This is a genomic window from Enterobacter sp. 725m/11 (assembly GCF_011683705.1).
GTDB lineage: Bacteria > Pseudomonadota > Gammaproteobacteria > Enterobacterales > Enterobacteriaceae > Enterobacter > Enterobacter bugandensis.
Genome location: NZ_JAAQOK010000005.1, coordinates 14,450 through 35,594, shown reverse-complemented (window position 1 = coordinate 35,594; position 21,145 = coordinate 14,450). Strand labels below are relative to the sequence as shown.

The 21,145-nt window shown below is 55.8% G+C and carries 29 protein-coding genes and 1 tRNA gene; 4 read left to right on the top strand and 26 right to left on the bottom strand.

Translation table 11 applies throughout. From position 1 onward, the window contains the following. Positions 1-77: 77 nt before the first annotated feature. Positions 78-153, top strand: a tRNA-Ile gene (locus tag HBA26_RS03365). A 136-nt stretch (positions 154-289) separates the two neighbouring features. Here the strand turns inward: HBA26_RS03365 and HBA26_RS03360 are convergent. The 26 genes from HBA26_RS03360 to HBA26_RS03240 all read right to left on the bottom strand — a co-directional run bounded on the left by HBA26_RS03360 (position 290) and on the right by HBA26_RS03240 (position 17,422). After that, complete coding sequence (locus tag HBA26_RS03360) at positions 290-508, bottom strand: DNA-binding transcriptional regulator (RefSeq protein WP_024146528.1); 219 nt, start codon at positions 506-508, stop codon at positions 290-292. Between the two features lie 69 nt (positions 509-577). Beyond that, positions 578-1,678 carry a phage late control D family protein gene (locus HBA26_RS03355; protein WP_166720802.1) on the bottom strand — a complete coding sequence of 367 codons (1,101 nt, stop codon included), beginning with the start codon at positions 1,676-1,678 and terminating at the stop codon, positions 578-580. After that, on the bottom strand, positions 1,675-2,160 hold the full coding sequence (locus tag HBA26_RS03350) for a phage tail protein (protein ID WP_166720801.1): 486 nt from the start codon (positions 2,158-2,160) through the stop codon (positions 1,675-1,677). The genes HBA26_RS03355 and HBA26_RS03350 overlap by 4 nt, the downstream gene beginning before the upstream one ends. After that, entirely contained in the window at positions 2,157-5,030 is a 2,874-nt protein-coding gene (locus HBA26_RS22850) for a phage tail tape measure protein (protein WP_243854823.1), read from the bottom strand. The genes HBA26_RS03350 and HBA26_RS22850 overlap by 4 nt, the downstream gene beginning before the upstream one ends. After that, a complete protein-coding gene (locus tag HBA26_RS03340; RefSeq protein ID WP_007848878.1) occupies positions 5,023-5,142 on the bottom strand; it encodes a GpE family phage tail protein in 120 nt (39 codons plus the stop codon). Before HBA26_RS03340 ends, HBA26_RS22850 begins: the two co-directional genes overlap by 8 nt. A 14-nt stretch (positions 5,143-5,156) precedes the next feature. After that, positions 5,157-5,459, bottom strand: a complete 303-nt coding sequence (locus tag HBA26_RS03335) for a phage tail assembly protein (protein ID WP_166720800.1) — start codon at positions 5,457-5,459, stop codon at positions 5,157-5,159. 54 nt (positions 5,460-5,513) lie between these two features. Continuing rightward, complete coding sequence (locus HBA26_RS03330; protein ID WP_166720799.1) at positions 5,514-6,029, bottom strand: phage major tail tube protein; 516 nt, start codon at positions 6,027-6,029, stop codon at positions 5,514-5,516. Between the two features lie 9 nt (positions 6,030-6,038). Further along, positions 6,039-7,211, bottom strand: coding sequence for a phage tail sheath protein (locus HBA26_RS03325; RefSeq protein WP_166720798.1), 1,173 nt, complete (start codon positions 7,209-7,211; stop codon positions 6,039-6,041). A gap of 134 nt (positions 7,212-7,345) precedes the next feature. Then, positions 7,346-7,945, bottom strand: coding sequence for a tail fiber assembly protein (locus tag HBA26_RS03320; protein WP_166720797.1), 600 nt, complete (start codon positions 7,943-7,945; stop codon positions 7,346-7,348). Beyond that, on the bottom strand, positions 7,945-9,120 hold the full coding sequence (locus HBA26_RS03315) for a phage tail protein (RefSeq protein WP_166720796.1): 1,176 nt from the start codon (positions 9,118-9,120) through the stop codon (positions 7,945-7,947). Before HBA26_RS03315 ends, HBA26_RS03320 begins: the two co-directional genes overlap by 1 nt. After that, positions 9,117-9,722: a phage tail protein I gene (locus HBA26_RS03310; protein WP_166720795.1), complete on the bottom strand. Its 606-nt coding sequence runs from the start codon at positions 9,720-9,722 to the stop codon at positions 9,117-9,119. The genes HBA26_RS03315 and HBA26_RS03310 overlap by 4 nt, the downstream gene beginning before the upstream one ends. Then, a complete protein-coding gene (locus HBA26_RS03305) occupies positions 9,719-10,624 on the bottom strand; it encodes a baseplate assembly protein (RefSeq protein WP_166720794.1) in 906 nt (301 codons plus the stop codon). Before HBA26_RS03305 ends, HBA26_RS03310 begins: the two co-directional genes overlap by 4 nt. After that, on the bottom strand, positions 10,611-10,970 hold the full coding sequence (locus tag HBA26_RS03300) for a GPW/gp25 family protein (RefSeq protein WP_166720793.1): 360 nt from the start codon (positions 10,968-10,970) through the stop codon (positions 10,611-10,613). The genes HBA26_RS03305 and HBA26_RS03300 overlap by 14 nt, the downstream gene beginning before the upstream one ends. Beyond that, positions 10,967-11,545, bottom strand: coding sequence for a phage baseplate assembly protein V (locus tag HBA26_RS03295; protein WP_166720792.1), 579 nt, complete (start codon positions 11,543-11,545; stop codon positions 10,967-10,969). Before HBA26_RS03295 ends, HBA26_RS03300 begins: the two co-directional genes overlap by 4 nt. Before the next feature lie 68 nt (positions 11,546-11,613). Then, positions 11,614-12,063, bottom strand: a complete 450-nt coding sequence (locus HBA26_RS03290; RefSeq protein WP_166720791.1) for a phage virion morphogenesis protein — start codon at positions 12,061-12,063, stop codon at positions 11,614-11,616. Continuing rightward, a complete protein-coding gene (locus HBA26_RS03285; RefSeq protein ID WP_166720790.1) occupies positions 12,056-12,487 on the bottom strand; it encodes a phage tail protein in 432 nt (143 codons plus the stop codon). Before HBA26_RS03285 ends, HBA26_RS03290 begins: the two co-directional genes overlap by 8 nt. After that, a complete protein-coding gene (lysC, locus tag HBA26_RS22845) occupies positions 12,450-12,695 on the bottom strand; it encodes an Rz1-like lysis system protein LysC (protein ID WP_243854824.1) in 246 nt (81 codons plus the stop codon). The genes HBA26_RS03285 and lysC overlap by 38 nt, the downstream gene beginning before the upstream one ends. Further along, entirely contained in the window at positions 12,583-13,011 is a 429-nt protein-coding gene (lysB, locus tag HBA26_RS03280; RefSeq protein WP_166720789.1) for an Rz-like lysis system protein LysB, read from the bottom strand. The genes lysC and lysB overlap by 113 nt, the downstream gene beginning before the upstream one ends. Continuing rightward, positions 13,008-13,382, bottom strand: coding sequence for a DNZ54_00345 family protein (locus tag HBA26_RS03275; RefSeq protein ID WP_166720788.1), 375 nt, complete (start codon positions 13,380-13,382; stop codon positions 13,008-13,010). The genes lysB and HBA26_RS03275 overlap by 4 nt, the downstream gene beginning before the upstream one ends. 4 nt (positions 13,383-13,386) lie before the next feature. After that, positions 13,387-13,896, bottom strand: coding sequence for a lysozyme (locus HBA26_RS03270; protein ID WP_166720787.1), 510 nt, complete (start codon positions 13,894-13,896; stop codon positions 13,387-13,389). After that, positions 13,877-14,092: an HP1 family phage holin gene (locus tag HBA26_RS03265; protein WP_000171565.1), complete on the bottom strand. Its 216-nt coding sequence runs from the start codon at positions 14,090-14,092 to the stop codon at positions 13,877-13,879. The genes HBA26_RS03270 and HBA26_RS03265 overlap by 20 nt, the downstream gene beginning before the upstream one ends. A gap of 3 nt (positions 14,093-14,095) precedes the next feature. Further along, positions 14,096-14,299 (bottom strand): tail protein X, encoded by a 204-nt coding sequence (locus HBA26_RS03260; protein WP_000868184.1) that lies wholly within the window; start codon positions 14,297-14,299, stop codon positions 14,096-14,098. Beyond that, on the bottom strand, positions 14,299-14,763 hold the full coding sequence (locus HBA26_RS03255; protein WP_166720786.1) for a head completion/stabilization protein: 465 nt from the start codon (positions 14,761-14,763) through the stop codon (positions 14,299-14,301). Before HBA26_RS03255 ends, HBA26_RS03260 begins: the two co-directional genes overlap by 1 nt. Positions 14,764-14,856: 93 nt before the next feature. Next, positions 14,857-15,507 (bottom strand): terminase endonuclease subunit, encoded by a 651-nt coding sequence (locus HBA26_RS03250; protein WP_166720785.1) that lies wholly within the window; start codon positions 15,505-15,507, stop codon positions 14,857-14,859. A gap of 3 nt (positions 15,508-15,510) precedes the next feature. Then, entirely contained in the window at positions 15,511-16,572 is a 1,062-nt protein-coding gene (locus HBA26_RS03245; protein WP_166720784.1) for a phage major capsid protein, P2 family, read from the bottom strand. A 16-nt stretch (positions 16,573-16,588) separates the two neighbouring features. Next, complete coding sequence (locus tag HBA26_RS03240) at positions 16,589-17,422, bottom strand: GPO family capsid scaffolding protein (RefSeq protein WP_166720783.1); 834 nt, start codon at positions 17,420-17,422, stop codon at positions 16,589-16,591. A gap of 142 nt (positions 17,423-17,564) precedes the next feature. Between HBA26_RS03240 and HBA26_RS03235 the strand changes: the two genes are divergently transcribed. From HBA26_RS03235 to HBA26_RS03225, 3 genes are read left to right on the top strand one after another with little or no spacing between them, the layout of a single operon-like run. After that, complete coding sequence (locus HBA26_RS03235; RefSeq protein ID WP_166720782.1) at positions 17,565-19,331, top strand: terminase ATPase subunit family protein; 1,767 nt, start codon at positions 17,565-17,567, stop codon at positions 19,329-19,331. After that, complete coding sequence (locus HBA26_RS03230; protein ID WP_166720780.1) at positions 19,331-20,056, top strand: terminase family protein; 726 nt, start codon at positions 19,331-19,333, stop codon at positions 20,054-20,056. Before HBA26_RS03235 ends, HBA26_RS03230 begins: the two co-directional genes overlap by 1 nt. Beyond that, positions 20,053-21,108, top strand: coding sequence for a phage portal protein (locus tag HBA26_RS03225; protein WP_023226466.1), 1,056 nt, complete (start codon positions 20,053-20,055; stop codon positions 21,106-21,108). Before HBA26_RS03230 ends, HBA26_RS03225 begins: the two co-directional genes overlap by 4 nt. The last annotated feature ends 37 nt before the right edge of the window (positions 21,109-21,145 follow it).

The following is a 21,145-nucleotide window of genomic DNA, read 5'->3' as shown; positions in this document are numbered from 1 at the left end:
TGCGTTGTTTATAAAAACAGCAGGCAGGTGTGAATGGCTGGATTGCTGCGGGGAGTTACTCTATAATTCACCGCCACGGCCCCTTAGCTCAGTGGTTAGAGCAGGCGACTCATAATCGCTTGGTCGCTGGTTCAAGTCCAGCAGGGGCCACCAAATTTTAGCTTTAAAATCATATAATTAAGCCACTCGAAAGAGTGGCTTTTTTGTTTATGGTTTCATCGTTGGCAGCAAAATGGCAGCAGGAAATAAGCTGCCACCAATAAAAAACCCGCCGAAGCGGGTTAGTTTGTTAGAAATTCATGTGTCCCTGACCACTATTTAATGGGTGTGGCGGAGCATGATCGACAAGTCCGGGGGTAACAATGTAGCGCACGACGGTTTCATGGGTGACAAAAGTGGTACCACAATTAATATTTTGGCACTGGCAGTAGCGTTCTTTAGTGTTATCAGATACCCGAAAGCTACTACGAGTATGTGCAGCATGTCCGCATTTCGGACAATTCATCATATCCGTCTCTCCCCACCGATTCCTCGCAATCACATAATGATACACCACACACCCATTTTGTGAACAAAATCATTCCATTTCTAAATCGTCAATCTTTACTTCAAGCTCTAGAGTGGTAGTAAAACCATTATCCGGGCTGACAGTATGCGTCAAAGTTGTAATGGTCCATTCGGCATCGTCGATAGGCTGCTTAAAGCCGCTCACCTTTACCGGCATTTCCGTATAGAGATCTGCCCGACCTTCTGCGAGCTGCAGGGAAAATGACGCAACCCCACGCTGCAGCCGTTCCCAGACAATTTTGGCCTGACGCTCTGCGTTCGCACGGTTAGCGTAGGTGTGGTTTAGCACCAGGACATTTTCATCTGTCCCCACCAGATAGTCCCCTTCCTTTGCTTCCGGCGTCTTTGTTGAGGTTTGTTTTTTTCTGCGCCGCCTGACTTGTGTGGATTCTTTTTTCTTTGGCTCCCTTGTGTTTAACCAGTGCGCAGTCACCCCTGTATAAGCACCACGATCTGCCAGGGTAAAACTGTGACCATCGCCAGCCTTGCGCGTGATGGTGATTACCGGCAACGGTTTTCCGCTTGCCGTTCTTCCCTGTCCCTGCCGGATAAACAGCAGGTGTCCATCCTTAACGGAAGCTATCGCCCCATACTGCCGCGCCAGCCTCATCAGGAAACTGGCATCGCTTTCATTTGTCTGGTCTATATGATCCAGCACTCTGTCTGCCATACCCTTGTCCAGCGCTGACTTAAGATTTTGGCGGGTCGCTATTTCCTTTACCACCGCTCCCACGGTTGTCTGATGCCATGACTTTTCACGCCGGATATTGAGGGTTTCACGAAAATCAGCGCTACGGGCACGAATCGTCAGCTTATCAGGCGTACCGCTGTGCTCAATCTCATCTACGGTAAATGCTCCTTTTGGGAAAAGCGGCCGTCCTTTCCAGCCCAGCGCCAGCTGAATAACTGCACCACGTCTTGGCATGACGATTTGCCCGTCGGCGTCGTCCAGCTCCAGATCAAGCTGGTCAGCCTCAAAACCCCGGTTATCGGTCAGCGTCAGACTCATCAGGCGCGCATCCAGCGCGGTGGTCACGTCCTTACCTTCAATAGTGATACTGAAAGCCGGGCTTCTGCTGTTCAGGTCAAAAAGATCAGAGCTAAAATTCACTGCAGCAACCCTCCAACCGTATTTTTAATATTACCTATCGCAGACGTTGCAGAGTCCTGCAGGTTACTGAGCTGATCGCTGAGACTGCCGAACATATCGGACAGCGACTCATCAACCCTTTTCAAAGTCAGCGTAAACTCGATACGGCGAGGCATTCCGCTTTCAAAAAATTCCGTTTTTGTCTGACTCAGGCTCTCGATCACAAACATGCCGTAAATGGTCCCGCTTCCCTCAATCAAAGGCCATGCCTTGCCCAGCTCTGCCATTTGCTCCAGCGCGAGTAATGACAGCCTGCCGCCGGTGACTTCCGGCAGCAGTACGCCAGATAGCGTCAGCGAGTCGCTATCCGGGCCAAGAAACTGCGTTGACGGGCGGCGGTTCACCCGGCTGTTAGCGGCGTGTCGCCAGCTGCGCTGGTACTGCAGCTCCTGATACGGCACTGTACGCAGCATAAAAACATATAAACCCAGCACCATCATCATGATTCATATCCCCCTTGATCGCTGAAATTACTGCGCGTTTTAGCTCTGGCTCTCCGCTCACGCTCATCAAGCTGCCGCGCAACTTCGCGGGCAATATCCTGCGCACTCTGTCCTGGCTGGGCAGTGATCTGAATGGGCGCGTTAATCTCATAATGGATCACCGGTGGCACGCTGGAAGCTTTCGTAGGCTGGAGTTGGTTATATGCCGTAGTCGGCAGACTGTACGGATGTAATGGCGCGGCCTCTGCTGGCGCTGCTGCTACACCCATGACGCCTGCAACGACGGAAGCCAGCGCGGCAGTACGCCGTCTGCTGGTCACATTTGCCGGACCGTTCACTATTTCTGGACCGCTCTCCCCAACGATGCCAAACTGACCTCGCGGGATAGCGCCACCACTGTCATACATTCCGGCAAACGGGACTGCAGCCACCGCAGCGCCACCAACCACCTGTACCTTAGCCTTGTCTTGTGTTTTATTATTTCCGGTCATCCAGTCAGGCAGATAATCGGTGACAGAGGAAAGCTTGCTTTTCAATGCCTCCCATTTTGAATTAATCCCGTTGAGTATGCTGTCAATAATGGCGCTGCCCATGTCCTGAAATTTCGCAGGAAGCGCGGCAACATCATTCAGAATAGAATTCCATTTATCACTAATAGATTGCCTGATACTCTCCCACGCCTCAGAAACTCCCGTTTTTATTGCATCCCAATTTTTAGCTATTAATCCCGGAAGAGTATAATTAAAGAACAGAGACTTAATCCCTTCCCATGCCGTACTTGCTGTGTTTTTAATCCACTCCCACGCTGTAGACGTTGTATTACATACAGCATCCCACATGGCTTTAAACTTCGGCCCCAACGTGTCCCAGTTCTGCCAGATATAAATAGCCCCGGCAGCAATAATACCAATGACGGCAAGTATGGGGTTCGCCAGCATCGCGCGGCCCAATATCAAAACCGCGTTACCCGCCATACGGAAAGCGGCGGCAAAAACACCGCCAAACTTCATCACCGCCGCACCAATCCCCGGTAGTTTCACACCAAACACACCGAGAGACAGGCGTAACAATGCCATTGGCCCCATTACCGAAGCCACAGCAAGCGCAAGCGCTCCTAACCCTGTAGTCAACAACGCAAACCCCGTCAGACCCAGCGTAATTGCCTTTGCCGCGCTGGCGTGTTCACGCATGAAAGCCGTGACACGCGACAGTATCGAAGACACTTTCTCCAGCGCAGAAACATACAGTGGCAGCACGTCTTGCCCCATCTGCAGATAGAGGTCCCGTTTTTTAGCCTCCAGATCAATCCCCTGCCCCTGAGCCGTGTTTTTCCCGGTGGCGACAAGCTGATCAACGCTGTAGGCTTCCTGGCCTGCCTTAATCTGCTTACCAATATTGGCACGCTCACGGAACATGGTGACAAATAAATCACCGGCGGTACGGTTTGAAAATAGTTTTGCAATGGCTGTTTCCATCCCGCGCTCATCAAGTTTTGGATGTTTTTTCTGAATACGTGGAACAATTTCCTGCATCAGATAACTAAACGGGTCATTTAAATAAAGCTCATTATTTGTCAGTGCCCCCGGCTTGATTTTTTTAATATGACCCGTTTTGCCATATTCCACTGCACCTTTATCTAATAACCCTAAATCCATTAATTCAGTCGCAGCCCCCTGAGTTGTTCTCCCCATCATCAGGTTTTGATAAGCGCTGGATAACTGCGTACCCGCCCGATTGCCGCCTATCTGCTGGATAATATGCGACATGCCAAAATAGAAAGATTTATTATCAAGCTGCTTGGCGGCAATTCCCCCGGTTTTCATCATCGCCAGATAATCCTCCGGCAGAACCATCCCGCCGCTGGCAGCCATCGCCTGTGCGGACATATTCACTGATTTTTTGAAATCTTCCGGGTTATTTATCTGGTTACGCAATTCAGCAATTTTCAGTACCGCCGGAGCCTGGTCCCGTAAATGCTCAGCGGCATCATCTGACACACCATGAGATGCCATAAAACGGGTAGCGTATTGCAGTCTCGCCAGTTCAGGGGCAACAATTTTTGCTTCATGGAAATCACGCAGAACGGCGTGAGCTTCTTTCAGAGTTTTAAGGTTATCTGTTGCGCTGTTGCCGATAATATTCATGCCACGGGCAAATTTATCCGCTTCTTTCAGCGTACTGTCACCAACGCCCAGGGCTTTAAATCCGGCTAACTCCATATCGTAGCGCGAGGCTTCATTAACCGTTGAACGGATACCCAGCAGCGCGGCCCCACCATGAGCCACCATTGATACACCAGCCCCTGCCATCCTGCCACGCAAAGCCTGTGTTTTTTCATAGCGTGACCGGATAGCAGCCAGTTTTTGCTGACGCTCACCGAGCTTTCGCAACTCCGCCTGTTGACGCGCAATTGCCCCCGTCGCCGCCTGAGCATCCGTGCGCAGTCTGCGCTGTGCAGAGCTTAACTGCTTTGTATCAATACCGGCAGCATTCAGCGCCCCACGCTGACGCTGTACAGACTGCTGCAGACCATTATAGGCATCTTTTAGCTGGCTGGCCTGTCGCTTAGCCTGCTCTAATTCTTTCGCCTGTTTTTTGGTGGGGTTGCTGGTCGCTGCAAATTCCTTCGCCAGCGCCGCAACTTTCTGGCGCGCGGAGGTAAGATCGTTTTTTGTGCCCTCAAGCTGGGTTCGCAGTTTACGAAAACCATCAATGCGGGCTGATTGCTCGTTGAGATTTCTGAGATTGTCCTTGCTGGCTTTCAGTGCGCTTGCCAGCGCCTTAGAGCCAGCCTGTGCATTTTTGAACGGGCGGGTGAGTTTATCCACCGCCCCAAGAACCACCTGCAGACGCAGGTTATTATCACTCATCGCTGGCCCCGCTTCGCTGAATTGCTTTATGCCGCCACTCCAGCACCTCAGTCAGCGGCATAACGTCAGTGACGGACGGCGGCCAGTGAAAAATGGTGGCAATATCTGCCACCAGATCATCAACCGTCAGGTTGTCGGTAAACCGGCAAGCACCGACTTCGGTAACAAAAAAGTCACCACCTCCACTGAAAGCGAGGTGAGATCGGCAGGGTCCAGCTCTGCCATTTCCTGCGCGGTCAGCGTCGGGGTTGAGATACGCGGGATAACGGTCATCATCGCACCCACGTCCATATCCATAATGGCCTGCAGGCGGGTTCCTCGTAGTGCGCCGGATTGAGGCTTACGCAGCACAATTTCGGTGATTTCGGTTTTACCACGCACAATTGGGGTATCCAGCGTCACGGTTTTTTCAGTTGGTTTGTCGCTCATGTTCTTTTCCTGTTAATGAATTACTGGCGCGGCTGCCCGCGCCGTTAAGGTTAATCAGAGGCCAAGGGCGTTACGGTGTGCTTCCATCAGATCCACGCCGCCAACAATTTCAACCATGTTGACCACATCAACCTCATAGAGCACTTCGCCGTTAATGGTCAGCTTCGCGTAGCTGTTGGTACTGCTGACTTTGGTGGTGCTGCTCTCGCCGGTTTTCCACTCGCCGGAATCCACTTCTTTATGACGCCCGCGCACAACCAGCTCAACGGCCTGCACTTCGCCGGTATCGTCACGCTGAATGGAGCCGGTGAAACGCAGCTGGATACCGTCAACCGTGGCTTTGCCCATCTGCTTGAATAACAGTAGTTCGGTGCCGCCGACTGAAAATTCCGTGTCCAGTGCGCCGTCATCCAGCCCCATGTCCACGTCCACCGCGCCAGCCATGCCGCCGCCGCGATACTTCTCAAACTTGCGGGTGAATTTTGGCAGGGTCAGAGATTCAACGATCCCCTGCCAGTTGTTCCCGTCGTTGAACAGGTTCAGGTGTTTTAACTTGCGTGGTAAAGCCATGGTGTCCCCTTACGCGCTGACCTGGCTGGAGAAATCCAGCAGATACTGATCGGTGATGCGCTGGCGCAGCATCAGGTTTTCAAGCGGCGGCACCGGCGTGTAGTCGTAGTCGATAGTGAGTTTCCCGGCTTTCAGGGAGTCTTTATCGTTCACCGACTCATCCAGCCAGCAGTCTGCGCCGATGATGTAGCCCTGCGTTTTCAGGCTGCGCAGCTTGGCGCGAATACCTTCGATAATGTCACGGGCCAGCGACGGGTTAAGCACGCCATCCACCGCCCACATGTGCGCTTCTGCGATGGTGTCAGCCAGCACCTGTGCCGTGCGGGTGTAGTTCTCAAAAGCAAACAGCGGATCGTCACTGAGGCAGCGGGAACCCCAGAAGCGGAAGCCGTCTTTGCGGATAAGGGTGGTGACGTCATTCTGGTTCAGCAGTCCGGCATCGGTTGCGGGGTCCTGCAGATCCCAGAACACATCAGCGGAAATGCCTGTGACTCCGTTCACGCCCACGTTGGACAGGGTTTTGTGCCATCCGGTCTGCTCGTCAATTTTGGCGCGCAGACCGAGCGCACGGGCGGAGGCGTAAGCCGTCGCATCTGCATTCAGCACGGTGTCAAAGTTGATGAAGTCAGGCCAGATCAGCATCCCCTCGCGCTGGCTGAAATTGTCACGGTATGCAATCGCTTCCGCCACCGTTTTGCAGCCGTAGGCGGACAGATAGGCAAAACCGCGCAGACTCTGCGCCACGCTCAGCAGCTCAGTGGCAACCGCCTGCGTGTCATGCCCCGGCACGCCGAGAATGCGCGGCTTGACGCCGAGCTGCGACTGCGCCGAAAGCAACGCTTTCATGCCCGTTTTTTTACCGTCAGCGGTCACGCCGCCGATAATGTTGGAGGTGGTTTCCGCTTCGGTTTCGCCCTGCGCCACGCGCACAACGACTGTCACGGGTTTAGCCTGATCTGCAATCGCATCCAGCGAACGGGCCAGCGTGCCGGACTCGCCCGCTTTACCGCTGGCGGTCAGAACGTCAGTCAGCAGGACCGGCTTATTGAGGGGAAACATGGACGCATCAGCATCATCGCCGGTGCAGACCATGCCCACGATGGCGGTGCTCACCGTGGTGATAGGTCGGGTGCCCTCGTTGATTTCAACAACGCGCACCCCGTGGTGGTAATCCTGAGCCATAAGGCAGTCTCTCCGGTTTACATGGGATGTGCCTATGTTCTGGTTGATATGCGTGCGGCGCACGCGCCGGGCTATGTATAGGGAATGGCACAATGGAAGGGGTAAAAAAAATCCCCGCAGGCGCGGGGACGGGATTATTCTTTGGGTGGTTCAGGCCAGCTAATATCCGGTGCCAGCGATGTATCCACACGCGTCAGCAATACGCGGTATTTTCGCCAGGCATCATAGCTGCTCTTTTCTTCGTTGGTTGCCATATCCAGCTCAACAGCATCCTGCAGCGGCTCTATTTTCTCAGCGGCACTTTTGATAAGCGCTGCTTTTGTTGCTGCCGCTTCGGTAATGTCTGCCGCAGCTTTCACCGCCTCATCTGTTACCCAGCGCTCACCGTTCCACTTGTCATAGGGTGTTGATGGGGGGTTAATTGTGGTCTCTGGCGGATAATCTCCAGGCGCAGTGATGACAACTTTCTCACCGGTCTGTGTACTGTAGACCGTCTCACCGCGATGATCGGCTACATATTCCCATGCCTTGCCGCCTGTTGCCCTGCGAATGGCAAAACCCTTTATGGTTTTGCCCGGTGCATCAGCGCACGAATTGGCGGGGATACCGACGCCAACGGGCAAAAACTCAACCGATGAGGAAATATATTCGTGCGTCTCACCATCGTAGTTAAATACAGTGATATCACCGGCCACGATGGCAATAAGCTCGCTGTTTAATTCTGCCTGAGACATTATGCTGCCCTCACGATGTAGTTAAATGCAATGTTGCATGGGGCTGTTTCATTATCCCCTTCTTCACTTATGTAAGCACCACTACTACCCGCCACAGCGAAATAAACTTGCGATGCAGATTTGCGGTAACTCTCATGCACAGCAGGTGTTTGCGCCCCGTCGCCATTACCGAATAGCAATGAGTGGGTATGCTTTCTTAATTTGTCTCCCGCATAGGATAACAGGCCACGTCCCGTATCCAGATTGCGGCCATCATCCCAGCCACGAACAAATACCCCACGCAAATCAGGGAGAACAAGCGTCGGATACGCCTGCGCCAGCTTAGGGTACTGAGCCGCTGTAAACGCGGCTCCGTTGCACTTGAGCCAGCCTGTTGGCGGTGTAGCAGACGACCATGGGACAGGTACTCCTACAGGTAACGCAGAACCGTCTCCCAAACCGAGATACTGGAGAAGGTCTGAAACGCTTTTCCCGCTAAGATTCGTCAGTGTGCTATCAAGAGGCTGTTTTTCTTTCAGCGCTTCGGTTAAGACATCGTGTACAAATTTTGTGTTTGCTATTTGCTTCCCGTAATTTCCATTGTGCGTATCTGGTACTAGTGGAATTCCAGTGAATTCCGGGCTTTCTTTCTTTGCATATTTAGGGTGAGGATCATTTGCTTCGAGGTGTTTCTCCATAAGGTCATCTACATACACCTTAAGCTCCAGCACCTTGTCATCCACATATTTGCGGGTTGCCAGCACCACTGACGGGTCAATTTTCAACGTAATATTATCTGTGCTGCTGGTTATCAGCACCATACGCACGGTCTGTGTACGTCCGCTTCCCTCAGCCAGCTGCGGCTTGTAGCTCTCAGGACAGTTGCCAACGGCTATCAGCGCACCGGTTTCATCGAACAGACCAACCTCACGAATCCACCAACCCCCCTCAGTTTCTGGGATCACCTGCTCAGCAATAATCTGGCTGCTGTTCTGCGGATCGATATAAAGCATATTGAGTGCAGCACGGCGCTTTTCAGCAACCAGCTTTGTCTGCTGCGCGCTGGGTGTGGGCAGCACACCGCCACCGTCACCCACAGCCATCTGGGTAATTTTCAACGGGACACCGAGCGCGGCGGCGCTTGCCAGTTTCGCCGCGCCGATATCCGTCAGCAGGGTATAAAATTTTGCGCTCATGGATTCACTCTCATTGTGTCAATAACATGGACCGCCCCGCCCTCATAAGCGGTGCCGCCGGAAATAATGGTTTCGTTGATATACGGGTAGATCGTGATTTCTTCGCCGGTGTAGGTGGCTGCGCCCACAAAATAGGGGCCGCTGGTCTGCAGATTAATGGACATGCCGATCAGGTGGCGGCTGCACGGTTTAGCGTCACCTATCAGGCGCTCCAGTTCCAGATAGGTTTCTTCCGTGATGCCCTGATCCTGCACGCCAATATCCAGGCGAAACGTCCCCGGTGCCTCACCGGTCTGCCACCACTCAATGATGCGGATCAGGAAGCCGAACGGCTCCACCACGCGCCGCACGGCGCTGGTTGTCCCCTTGTGCTGATGGATATAGAAAGCATCCTGCACCACCCTGCGCTTGACGCTCTCCGTCCAGCTTTCGTCCCAGCGATCAACGGAAAAAGCCCATGCCAGATACGGCAGGAAGCTGACCGGACACGTTGCCGGGTTCCACAAGTCGCGCAGCGGCACCTGCAGATCGGAAATGCCGCTGCAGGTCTGCGCCAGTCGGCGCTCAAACGGCGATGAACCGGGCGGCAGCAGGCTATTCATCCGTGCCCCCCGTTGGTCACGCTCCATTCCGAACAGGACGCCGCCTGCGTCTTATCCAGCACCACATCATCCAGCGGGGACGCCAGCTCCACGCGCTGGACGCCCTCTACATGCAGCGCGGCATAAATGGCGCTGCGACGGATATCACGGCCCAGCCGCGTCTGACTGGCGATGTACTTCTGCAGGCTGGCTTTTGCCGCCGCCATCACCGGCTCAGCTTCCGGTCCCGGATAAAGAAAGATCGTCGCATCCACACTGTACGGGATTATTTCGGCGCTGCGCACCGTCAGGCGGTCTGCCACCGGGCGCACGTTCTCGCTGTTAAGCGCCTGATCCACCACCGCCAGCAGATCAGCTTCTGCCGTACCGTCACCCTCTCGACTCAGTACGGTAAGCACCACCTCCGCCGGTGCCGGGCTGGTTGCGCTGGCATCCGCCACGCGCCCGTCCGCACTTTTGGCGTGAAACTCATAGGCCGCCGTCGGCCCTGCAACGGACAACCCCTCAAACGCAGCAGGAACACGCAGGCGCAGCGCATCATCGCTTTCCATTACTGCTGCGACCGGCGGCACCGCGTCGTTGTCGGCAGGCGTTACCGTCAGGCGTTTCACGTTGTAGTTGGCTGCCAGCTGATCGAGATCACCGCCTATGGCATATGCCACCATGACCGCCTGCGCGGCCTCATTGATACGCTGGCGCAGCAGGATTTCGCGGTAGGCGTTTTCCTGCAGCAGCTTGGTGACGGGTTCAGATTCCAGCGCTAATGTACGCATAACTGCCTCCTGTTCATTAGTCGGATAAAGGGCCACAAAAGCGGCCTTGCGCTCAGCGAGCAGCGTCTCTGAATCCGGTACGTCCACTATCTGCGGTGCGGGCAGCTGGGAAAGGTCAATCATTGCCATTGTCTGCTCCTGTTGATACCGAAAGGGAAACCGGCGCGCCGTTATCGCGCTGCCCGGTAAGCTCAACCACCATGGAGCCATCAAAATTGATGCTGATGGTGATGGAATCCAGCGTAAGCCGTGGCTCCCAGCGACTCAGTGCCACATAGACCGCAGACATAACCTGCAGGCGCAGCGCCGGGTTCTGCGGCTGGTCAATCAGTGCGGATAGCAGGGAACCATATTCCCGGCGGGCGATCCGGCTGCCCTGGGGAGTCAGCAGAATATCCCGCACTGACTGGCGCAGATGGTCCGTATCAGTAATGGCCTTGCCGTTGCCCTGGCTCATGCCTATATACAGCGTCATACCGGGCCTCCTGACGTATCGCCGCCTGACTTCACGCCGGTGTGACCGTGTTTATCCACCACGATCCCGTTGGAACTCATCGCGCCGCCGCCCTGGGTGACGCCGCCGTTGATCACCACCTCGCTGTTAATGCGCGTGGTGTCAGCCTCCACCACAAACTCACCGGTTTTGAGGGTGATATTGTCCGCCGCCTCGATCACCATGGATTTAATACCCCGGACATGCCAACGCCCGGTGGCGGGTTCATACTCAAACCAGCCCCCGTCCGGGTACTCCGTCACGCAGCCGTCCACGGAATCCGACGGTGGCGCAAACTGACTGGAATAGATGGCGGGTAGCGCAAAAGCAGTTTCCAGATTGCCGCCCATGCTCAGCACCACCACCTGCTCATCCGGCGACGGACACCACCATGTTCGGGCACCACCGGCACGCAGCGTCAGCCAGTTAATCCAGTTGGTTTCAAGCTCGCCCACTTTCACCCGGCACAGCCAGTTTTCCCGGTCCACTTCGGTCACGGTGCCGGTGCGGATCAGGTTAGTGATAAGGCGCATGATTTCGGTCAGTTGTGCATTCATAACGAAAGGGTGCCATCAGAGGAAAAAGGGAGGCAGCGCGGGCGCTTGTGTCAGAGGTGGCACAAAGATCACCCCGCCAGCCAGCGCAGCAGTGTGTCACGGGTAACGGTTTCCACTTCATCATTCACGCCCAGCAGGCGGCGCTCTGCGTAGCGGACCTCCGGGCCTTTGCGGCTGACGCGATCGCGCAGGCCGTAATGGTGAACACGGGCAATACGTTGTACCCGCCCTTCAAAAGCAACGCTTGCAGAATTCACAGAAGAGGAAACCCTTAAGAACCGTGCAGTGCGAAGTTTTGAAAACATCTGTTTCCGCTTGATACGCCCTTTCTTGCTCCTGGCTGTCACCTTTCTGGCCTCATATGCGCTGCCGTCCGGGTTGCGCTGTAGCCTGATATTATTCTGCTGCGTCCGGCGCAGCTGTTGAGCCAGATCCCGCATCATTTTCTTTCGGGCCGAAGGCTCAATATTAGCCAGCAAAGCCTCAAGCCAGGCATCTACCTTCTGCAGATCATCCACGTTTCACCGTCCACATTTCTTCGGGTTCGTCCGGCTCCGGCACAGCTTCAACGCTAGACACGCTGCCGTCAGTGCTGACCAGCACGCGCTCCGTCAGTTGCAGGTTCAGGCTGATATCGCAAACATCGTTGCGCAGAATATCCACTTCAAAGGTGAACAGTTTTTCACGCAACTGCGGGTTGTTGATGGCGTCCAGCTGGTTTTCTCTGAGCCACAACAGAATGGGAGCCATCAGCAGATTCTGGTCGCCGCTGAAATCCTCGATCACCACGTTCAGGGTGTAGCGGTATTCCCATGACATAGAGCTGGCACCGGTTGCCACCAGTGAGCCGTTATCAACGAAAAGGTGCAGCTTGTCCGGGTTGTCGCGGACATAGGCAACCGCGTTATTCAGGGCGCTGCGTAAGGACTGCGGTTTGTTCACTGTCTCTCTCCTGACACGCAATGATCGTGTCCACTTTGTCAGCACAGACCGCCCAGGCGGCCTCAGTTTCATCCAGCACCGTATTCAGATCGCCGTTACTGCGCGGCGCTGACCTTTCCAGGCGGCACTGCGTCACTCTGGGACAGCCACTCACGGTAAGCTGCACCTCCGGCGAGGGCCGGACGCTCCCGCAGCCGGATAATGTCAGAAGGCAAAGGAGTATCAGCCCAGCGGCGCAAATCCTCGTTTTCACGTTTCAGTTCCTCGATCCGGCGCTGGCGGCTCCGCAGCATTGCGGTGGTCTGTTCTGCTGCCGCATAAAGCCGTGCCTGCTCCCGGCTGTTGGTTTCGGTCAGAATGGACAGGCCGATCAGTTGGCTGTTTTTCTTCGTCAGTTCCTGCGTTTTGCTTTTCAGCGCCGCGCCCTGCGTTTCGATGGTATGGCTGGCATTGTTAAGCCGCCACGACTGCCAGCCCAGCGCCGCAAGTGCAAGCGCCAGCACGACCGCCAGCGCGCGATTCATACCCGCAACGCCTTTAGCTCATCTTTGATTATTAAGATCAGACAGACTGTAAAAACGTAAAACATCCCGGTGAGCTTCCACCCGGCCAGCAACATAACAAAAGCAATAACCAGACGCTGATACCAGGTGAGAGGAATTCTGTCCAACAACGCCAACACCCTCCCCAGCAAATGCCGCACCTGCAGACGATCACTCCCCGTCAGCGTGCAGGAGTAAAGCCCTACAAAGCAGACTAGTGAAAATGCGGCATACTCAAACCAGATGATCAGCGCCAGCGGAAAAGCCGCATAAGATGCAGGAAAAATCACATCTACCATTACAAGCAGCGCCAGAATCGAAACCGGCAGCCAGTAACTTTTTAACCATTTCATTTCGCTATGCTCCTTTTAAGCACCAGGCCATTTCCCGCGCGCGGCGGTTGTCCAGCCCCTGATTAAACACACCTTTGACATATACCCAGCGCGGCAGCTGATGGCAGGCATCCGCCCAGCGCCGCTGGTTCAGCAACTTAACCAGCGTGGAGCTGCAGGCGTTGCCGGTGCCCACGTTGAAAGAAAACGACACCACCGCGTCATAGACCTTTTGCGGCATCGGCTGCACCACACATTTATCCAGCGCCCGCTCCACGCGCAGCACGTTGGTGATAAGTCCCTGCGCCGCCTGCCGTTCCGTTATGGTTTTTCCCGGCACCACACCGGACGTATTACCGATCCCGTCAGTCCACACGCCCGCGCTGCACTGATAAGGCTGCAGGCGGCATCCCTCGTAATCGGCGATCAATTTCAGCCCCTCAACGGAGGTATGCAGCGACTGAAATCCGGGCAGCGTGGCGGCGATAGCCAGCACCGCCCCGACAAGGCAGCGCTTAACGATTGAAGGATTCATATTCCCCCCGCGAAATCTTGCCGCCACGTAACAATTTGAAAGACTGGTGTTTGTAGTACCAGTTGATAGCCAGCATCAGCACACCAATCAGTACGCCGCCAACCGTTGACGCATCCTTGAGCGACAGATCGCCCAGCCATGCCAGCAGCACGGCAATGCAGTAAGTGATAAAGGCGCTGATTCGTTCAAGCGTCATAATTCAGTCCCATAGCTGGACGGTCTGCGCCGTGGTTGACGCCGTAATGTCCGGCAGCTCCACCTGCAGCCCGTGCGGTAAAAATGGGCCGTACTCAGCCAGCCCCGGATTTGCCTGCAGAACCTGCTCAGTGACACCCTGCGTGCGCCCGTAATGACGCCAGCAAAGCGCGTCCACCGTGTCATACTGATGCGCACGCACTTTCATCAGATAAGCTCCACCGTACAGTGCGGTGCATCCTGCACCCGGCTGATAGCCCAGCGGGCATCACGCCACAGATCGCCGCTGGCCTCTGCCAGCTCCTCCCCTCGCTTCACGCCTGACGCTGTGGCGTCATAGTCCTGATAACGCTCATTGAGCACGGCGCGCGCCCAGCAAAAAACGGCGTTTTGGTAGTGCTGGATACGCTCGCTTTTGCCGTCCAGCATTTCCGCCGGTACATCTGCAAGTGTCCGCCAGCCCAGCATCTGCTGACGGTTGCGGAAGTCGTACAGCTCAGCGTTAACCTCAGAAATAGCCGTCAGCACGACCTGCTTTAAACGCGGCTGCGTCACCGTGCCGTCAGTGCGCATCACACTGCGAAATTCCGACAGGTCCACATCAGGCCAGAACGGCGTATTTTTGATGACCTCCGCCTGTTCCGGTGCCTGTTCGGGCGCAACAAACTTCATGCGGCTTTCTCCTGAATAAGTGGGCGGTGGACGGGGTTTTGATGTGGCAGTGCCTTTCGCCACCCCGTGCCGCCCGTGCGCGGGGCACGTTCTTTAGCGGCTGTCATTGCGCAGTCTGCGCTCCAGCTGCTGTTTTTCTTTTTTTACACCGCAGCGGGGATCGAGCTGCAGCGCATGGGTAAGGTGATTCAGGGCAGATGCCGGGTTGCTTTCGCTCAATACAGCACCGATAGCTTTATGCAGGCGCGCCCGCGACTGATCCGGCATATCCAGATCGGTTGTCAGCTCCAGCGTCTGCAAAAGCAGATCGGCATCAAAACCGGCTGCGGCTAGCAGAGCGCTTTGCGCCGCGTCTGCCATTTCTTCTGCCAGCACGGTCTGCACGTTACGGTTGCCCAGCGGCATCACCCAGCCATGGCGCAGCGCATGACGCCCGATTTCCAGCGCACCGGCATAATCACCGGCGTCGATACGCCACAGCATCACGTACATCAGCACGTCATCCTGCTGCGTACCTCCGGCAGCCAGCACGCCCTCCGCCCAGGCGGAATATTTCGGCAGCAGTTCCACCTTGATTTCCGCCTTTTTCACCGTGGACTGGACGCCCTTGAGGCGGCGGCGGTCTTCTGCCAGCTGCAGCAGCATCAGGTCATAGCCCGACGCATGGCGAACACTGCCGCCCTCACGGGCGGCCTGTTCGGCCTGAATGCGCAGGCGGTGCTGCCGTGCGGGACTCAGGCTCATGCGTTATTCCCCACCTTCCGGTGCGGCAGGCGCGCTGAAATCACCGATTTCGATGTTTTCAACCAGCGCCGCGCAGCGGTAGTCCTCGACCACATACGCCTCGTTGACGGATTCAAAGTTTTCAATCCGGTCACGTTTCGGGTTATCGATAACAGAACGGCGGCGGGTGTCTTCCTGCCAGTAGATGGACAGGTTATCCAGACGGGTGATCAGCAGGGCATTTGCCGGGAAGTAAGGCGCGCGCACAGCCTGCAGGCCGCCCATACGTTTCTGGCTGATGATCAGATCGGCGGCGATTTTCTCGCTGTTGTCCTGCTCTTTGTTGACCAGCGGGAAATACTTGTCAGACAGCAGTTCACGTCCGCAGACGACAACCAGATCGTCATCATCCTGATAAACCGCGTCGATCAGCTCATTGACGGCATCCATCACCACGGCGTCCAGGTTGGCATAGTCGCCGCCCTTACCCACCTTGACCGCGCCTGCAGTTGTTGCGCCGTCTTTTGTTGTGCTGCCCATGACGTGATCCGGCGCCTCTTCGCGGATTTTCTGCAGCCAGCCTTTATTGACGTCCTGCAGCAGCGGGTTTTCAGCACGATTGGAGGTTTTGGCGCGCTTCACGCCGTTAAAGCCGATCATGATGCGGTCCAGCGCCTGACGCTTGACGATGGCGTTGCGGATACGCACCTGGAAGTCCTGGAATTTCGCCCACAGGTCCAGTTTTGCGTAGGTCAGTACCGTATCAAAATTGGTCTGCTCGCATTTGTATTCCACGTCTTCCATCAACGTCGGATCGGTAGGCTCGCGCTCTTTGGTGGTGGTATCGGTGGTTCCGGCAATGGTGCTGCCAACACCCAGCCCCAGCAACTGCCCGGACTGCTCAGTGACCGGCGTGATGTTAATCAGCGTCAGGAAAGCGGCGGACTGCTGGATCTGGTCTTCCAGCGTCTGCTGCACGGACGGCTCTACAGTGAACTTACTGGAGAGTTCTTCCACCTCCACACCGTTCAGGCGCGCCAGCTGCTGCAGGTAAGCGTTAAAGGCAAAGCGGGTTTTCTTTTTCATCGGGTTTTATGCTCCATCAGCAATTGGTCAGGGTGCCTGCCGGTGCGTCACCGCCCGGCGCGCGCTGGCGGTAGTCTTTACGGCTGTCTTCGCTGCTCAGCTTCTGCTCAAGTTCGGCAAAGGCGGCCTGCTGTTCCTGCAGGGAGGACTCCAGCTCAGAAAGGCGCTTGTCCTGTTCGGTCAGGGATTTATCCGTGCGCTCGCTCAGGTTCTGCTGCTCGGTGGCGACCAGTTCCACGGCTTTATGCACGTCGGAGAAACGCGCCTCATCGGTCTGCTCTTTTTTGGTGAACAGCGTGGTGACGCGGGCAAAGAGGGACGGCTTTTCGTCCTGGGCTTCTTCCAGTTCGATCAGCGTTTCAACCGCTTCCGAAAACAGGTTTTCAGGGTTCTGCTTACGGTTCGCCAGCGGGTTATGCGCGGCGCTGGCGCTGAATGCCAGCATTTCGGTGCCAAGGCTCGCCGGATCGTCCGTCGCACCCAGCCCCACAAGGTAGGCTTTGCCGGTGTCGGCAAACTTCGTGCTGACCTCCATGGAGGTGAAAAGCTTCTGGCCTTTCTTCACCAGTTCCACCAGGGCGTCCGTGGGTTCGATATCGGCATAAAGCGCCATCTTGCCCGCCAGCGGCCCGTCCTTGATTTCTTCTGCAACCAGCCCCGTCACCCTGCCGTAGCGGTTAAACGTGCTGTCCGGCAGATAAGACTTGATGTGCTCAAGGTTAATCAGCGCGGTATAGACCGTCGGGTTGTAGCTGGCAGCCATCTGTACCAGCCATTCACGCTGGATTTCGCGCCCGTCAGTGGTGGCACCTTCCACTCCGATACGGAAACGCTTTGCTTTCACTGTCATGAGCCATGCTCCGTTAGAAATAACTTACTGGAGCCTTATGTTTGCGGTGATGGGGGGAGTGAAACAACGCGCGGCACCTGTACGGTAAACCACACAAACCGCAGCCGGGGAAAGCCGTCAGGCAAGGCCGTATGTTTGGGCCATGAACACGACACTGACCCCCGCAGACCTCGATCCCCGTCGGCAGGCCATGCTGCTGTACTTTCAGGGATACCGCGTAGCCCGCATTGCTGAAATGCTGGGCGAGAAAGTTGCAACCGTTCACAGCTGGAAGAAGCGCGACAAATGGGGCGACTATGGGCCGCTGGATCAGATGCAGCTCACCACCGCCGCACGTTACTGCCAGCTCATCATGAAGGAGCAGAAGGAAGGGAAAGACTTCAAGGAAATTGACCTGCTGGCGCGCCAGTCAGAGCGCCACGCCCGGATCGGCAAATTTAACGATGGCGGGAACGAAGCAGACTTAAACCCGAATGTTGCCAACCGTAACAAAGGGCCACGCCGCCAGCCTGAAAAGAATGTTTTCACTGATGAACAGACCGAAAAGCTGGAAGAAATCTTCCGTAACGGCATGTTTGAATATCAGCGCCACTGGTGGCAGGCAGGCGTAAAACACCGCATTCGCAACCTGCTTAAATCACGCCAGATCGGGGCAACATACTTTTTTGCCCGTGAGGCGCTGATTGACGCCATCACCACAGGGCGCAACCAGATTTTTCTCTCAGCCAGTAAGGCGCAGGCGCACGTCTTTAAGCAGTACATCATCGACTTTGCAAAAGAGGTGGATGTTGAGCTGAAAGGCGACCCGATGACGCTCAGCAACGGCGCGTGCCTGTACTTCCTCGGCACCAACGCCCGCACGGCGCAGAGCTACCACGGCAACCTGTACCTTGATGAATATTTCTGGATACCGAAATTCCAGGAGCTGCGCAAGGTTGCTTCCGGTATGGCCATTCATAAGAAATGGCGACAAACCTACTTCTCCACGCCGTCCAGCCTGACCCACAGCGCCTATCCGTTCTGGTCCGGCGCACTGTTCAACCGGGGCCGCGCCAAAGCGGACAAGGTGGATATTGACCTGACCCACAGCAACCTCGCGCGCGGCGTGCTCTGCCCGGACGGACAGTACCGCCAGATCGTCACCGTGGAGGATGCGGTGCGCGGCGGTTGTAATCTGTTCGACCTGGACCAGCTGCGCATGGAGTACAGCCCGGACGAATACCAGAACCTGCTGATGTGCGAATTTATTGACGATCTGGCGTCAGTGTTCCCGCTCAGCGAGCTGCAGGCGTGCATGGTGGACAGCTGGGAAGTCTGGTCCGATTTTCAGGCGCTGGCGCTGCGCCCGTTTGGCTGGCGCGAAGTCTGGATCGGATACGACCCGGCGAAAGGCACGCAGAACGGTGACAGCGCCGGGTGCGTGGTGGTGGCACCGCCAGCCGTGCCGGGTGGCAAGTTCCGCATTCTTGAGCGGCACCAGTGGCGCGGGATGGATTTCCGCGCCCAGGCTGACGCCATTAAAAATCTGACGCAGCAGTACAACGTGACCTATATCGGCATCGACTCAACCGGCGTCGGTCACGGTGTGTACGAGAACGTGAAAGCGTTCTTTCCTGCCGTGCGGGAGTTTGTCTACAACCCTAACGTCAAAAACGCCCTGGTGCTCAAGGCATACGACATTATCAGCCACCGCCGTCTGGAGTTTGACGCAGGGCACACCGACATTGCGCAGTCCTTTATGGCTATCCGCCGCGCCACTACCGCCAGCGGCAACCGCCCTACCTACGAAGCCAGCCGCAGCGAAGAAGCCAGCCACGCAGATTTGGCCTGGGCAACGATGCACGCACTGTTTAACGAACCGCTGCAGGGCGAAGCCGCCAATACCAGCAACATTGTGGAGATTTTCTGATGCACTCAACCCCAACTAACCTCATGACTACCGCCAGCCTGCCTGTAGATCGCCCTTTCTTTGCTTACCAGCATGAATGGAACAGTGGCGCACGCAGCAGAAACCGCGTGCTAACAAAAATGCGTCAGGCTGGCGCGGATTTCTTTTTTGCCTACGAAGTCCTGAACGATGCACTGCATACCGGACGCAACCAGATTTTTCTGGGCTGCAATCCGGCATCAGCCCTGACAGTCAAAAACTATATGTCAGCTTTTTTAGGTGAGGCCGCAGCCTGGACGCATCTTGGGGAAATAAAATCAGGTAAAGCGCATCTTGAACTACCAAACGGTGCGGTCATTTATTTTATCGGGCCGGAAAGTCTCGCCGCCGCGCTCCATGGAAACGTCTACGTGTCAGAGTATGCCTGGGCTGACTCCCCAAAAAATATGATTGCGCTCGCCAAAAGCCTGTCCATGCACGCGCGCTATCACGCTACCTACTACACCACCCCAAGCCGCAACCCGGAGGCATGGCAGGAATACAAGAAGCTTATTGCCCGCAACAGCACTACCTGCATGACCTTTACCGCTGATGACGCTGCAGCATCCGGGGCAACGCTCGCAACCGGAGCCGCGCTTTTTGATGATGGATGGCTGAATGACATGAAAAAAGAATTATCAGCAAAGGACTGGAAAATGCTGTTTATGTGCGAATGGCCCCAGGCTGACAAGGAGCAGGCGGCATGAGCAAACGTAAAAACAAGAATAACCGCGCAGCGGTAGATCACAACGCTAAATCAGGCGGCGCTGCGGCGGAAGCATTCAGCTTTGGCGACCCGGTGCCGGTGTTAGACCGACGCGAATTACTGGACTACGTGGAATGCGTGCAGATGGACCGCTGGTATGAGCCGCCGGTAAGCTTTGACGGACTGGCGCGGACCTATCGCGCCGCCGTGCATCACAGCTCACCGATTGCCGTTAAGCGTGACATTCTCAGCAGTACCTACATCCCGCACCGCCTGCTCAGCCAGCAGGCTTTTGCCCGTTTCGTTCAGGACTATCTGGTGTTCGGTAACGCCTATCTGGAAAAGCGCACCAACCGGCTCGGCGGCGTTCTCTCGCTGGAGCCAGCGCTGGCGAAGTACACACGGCGCGGCGTGGACCTCGACACCTACTGGTTTGTGCAGTATGGCCTGACCACGCAGCCCTATGAATTTACGCAGGGCAACATCTTTCATCTGCTGGAGCCGGATATTAACCAGGAGATTTACGGGCTGCCCGGCTATCTCTCAGCCATTCCGTCAACCCTGCTCAACGAGTCCGCAACGCTCTTCCGCCGGAAGTATTACATCAACGGCAGCCACGCGGGTTTCATCATGTACATGACCGACGCAGCCCAGAATCAGGAGGACGTGAACAATATCCGCCAGGCAATGAAAAGCGCCAAAGGGCCGGGCAACTTCCGCAACCTGTTTATGTATTCGCCCAACGGTAAAAAGGACGGTATCCAGATCATCCCGTTATCGGAGGTTGCGGCGAAGGATGAGTTTCTGAACATCAAGAACGTGAGCCGCGATGACATGATGGCAGCGCACCGCGTACCGCCGCAGATGATGGGCATCATTCCCAACAATACCGGCGGCTTTGGCGATGTGGAAAAGGCCAGCCGCGTCTTTGTCCGCAACGAGCTGATGCCGTTGCAGAAGCGACTGCAGGAGCTTAACGACTGGCTTGGCGAAGAAGTGATCCGCTTTGAGCCGTACACGCTGGGACTGACAGAAGACAAGCGCAACGACTGACCCACCGCACCGCGACAACAAGACCACCTCTCACAGC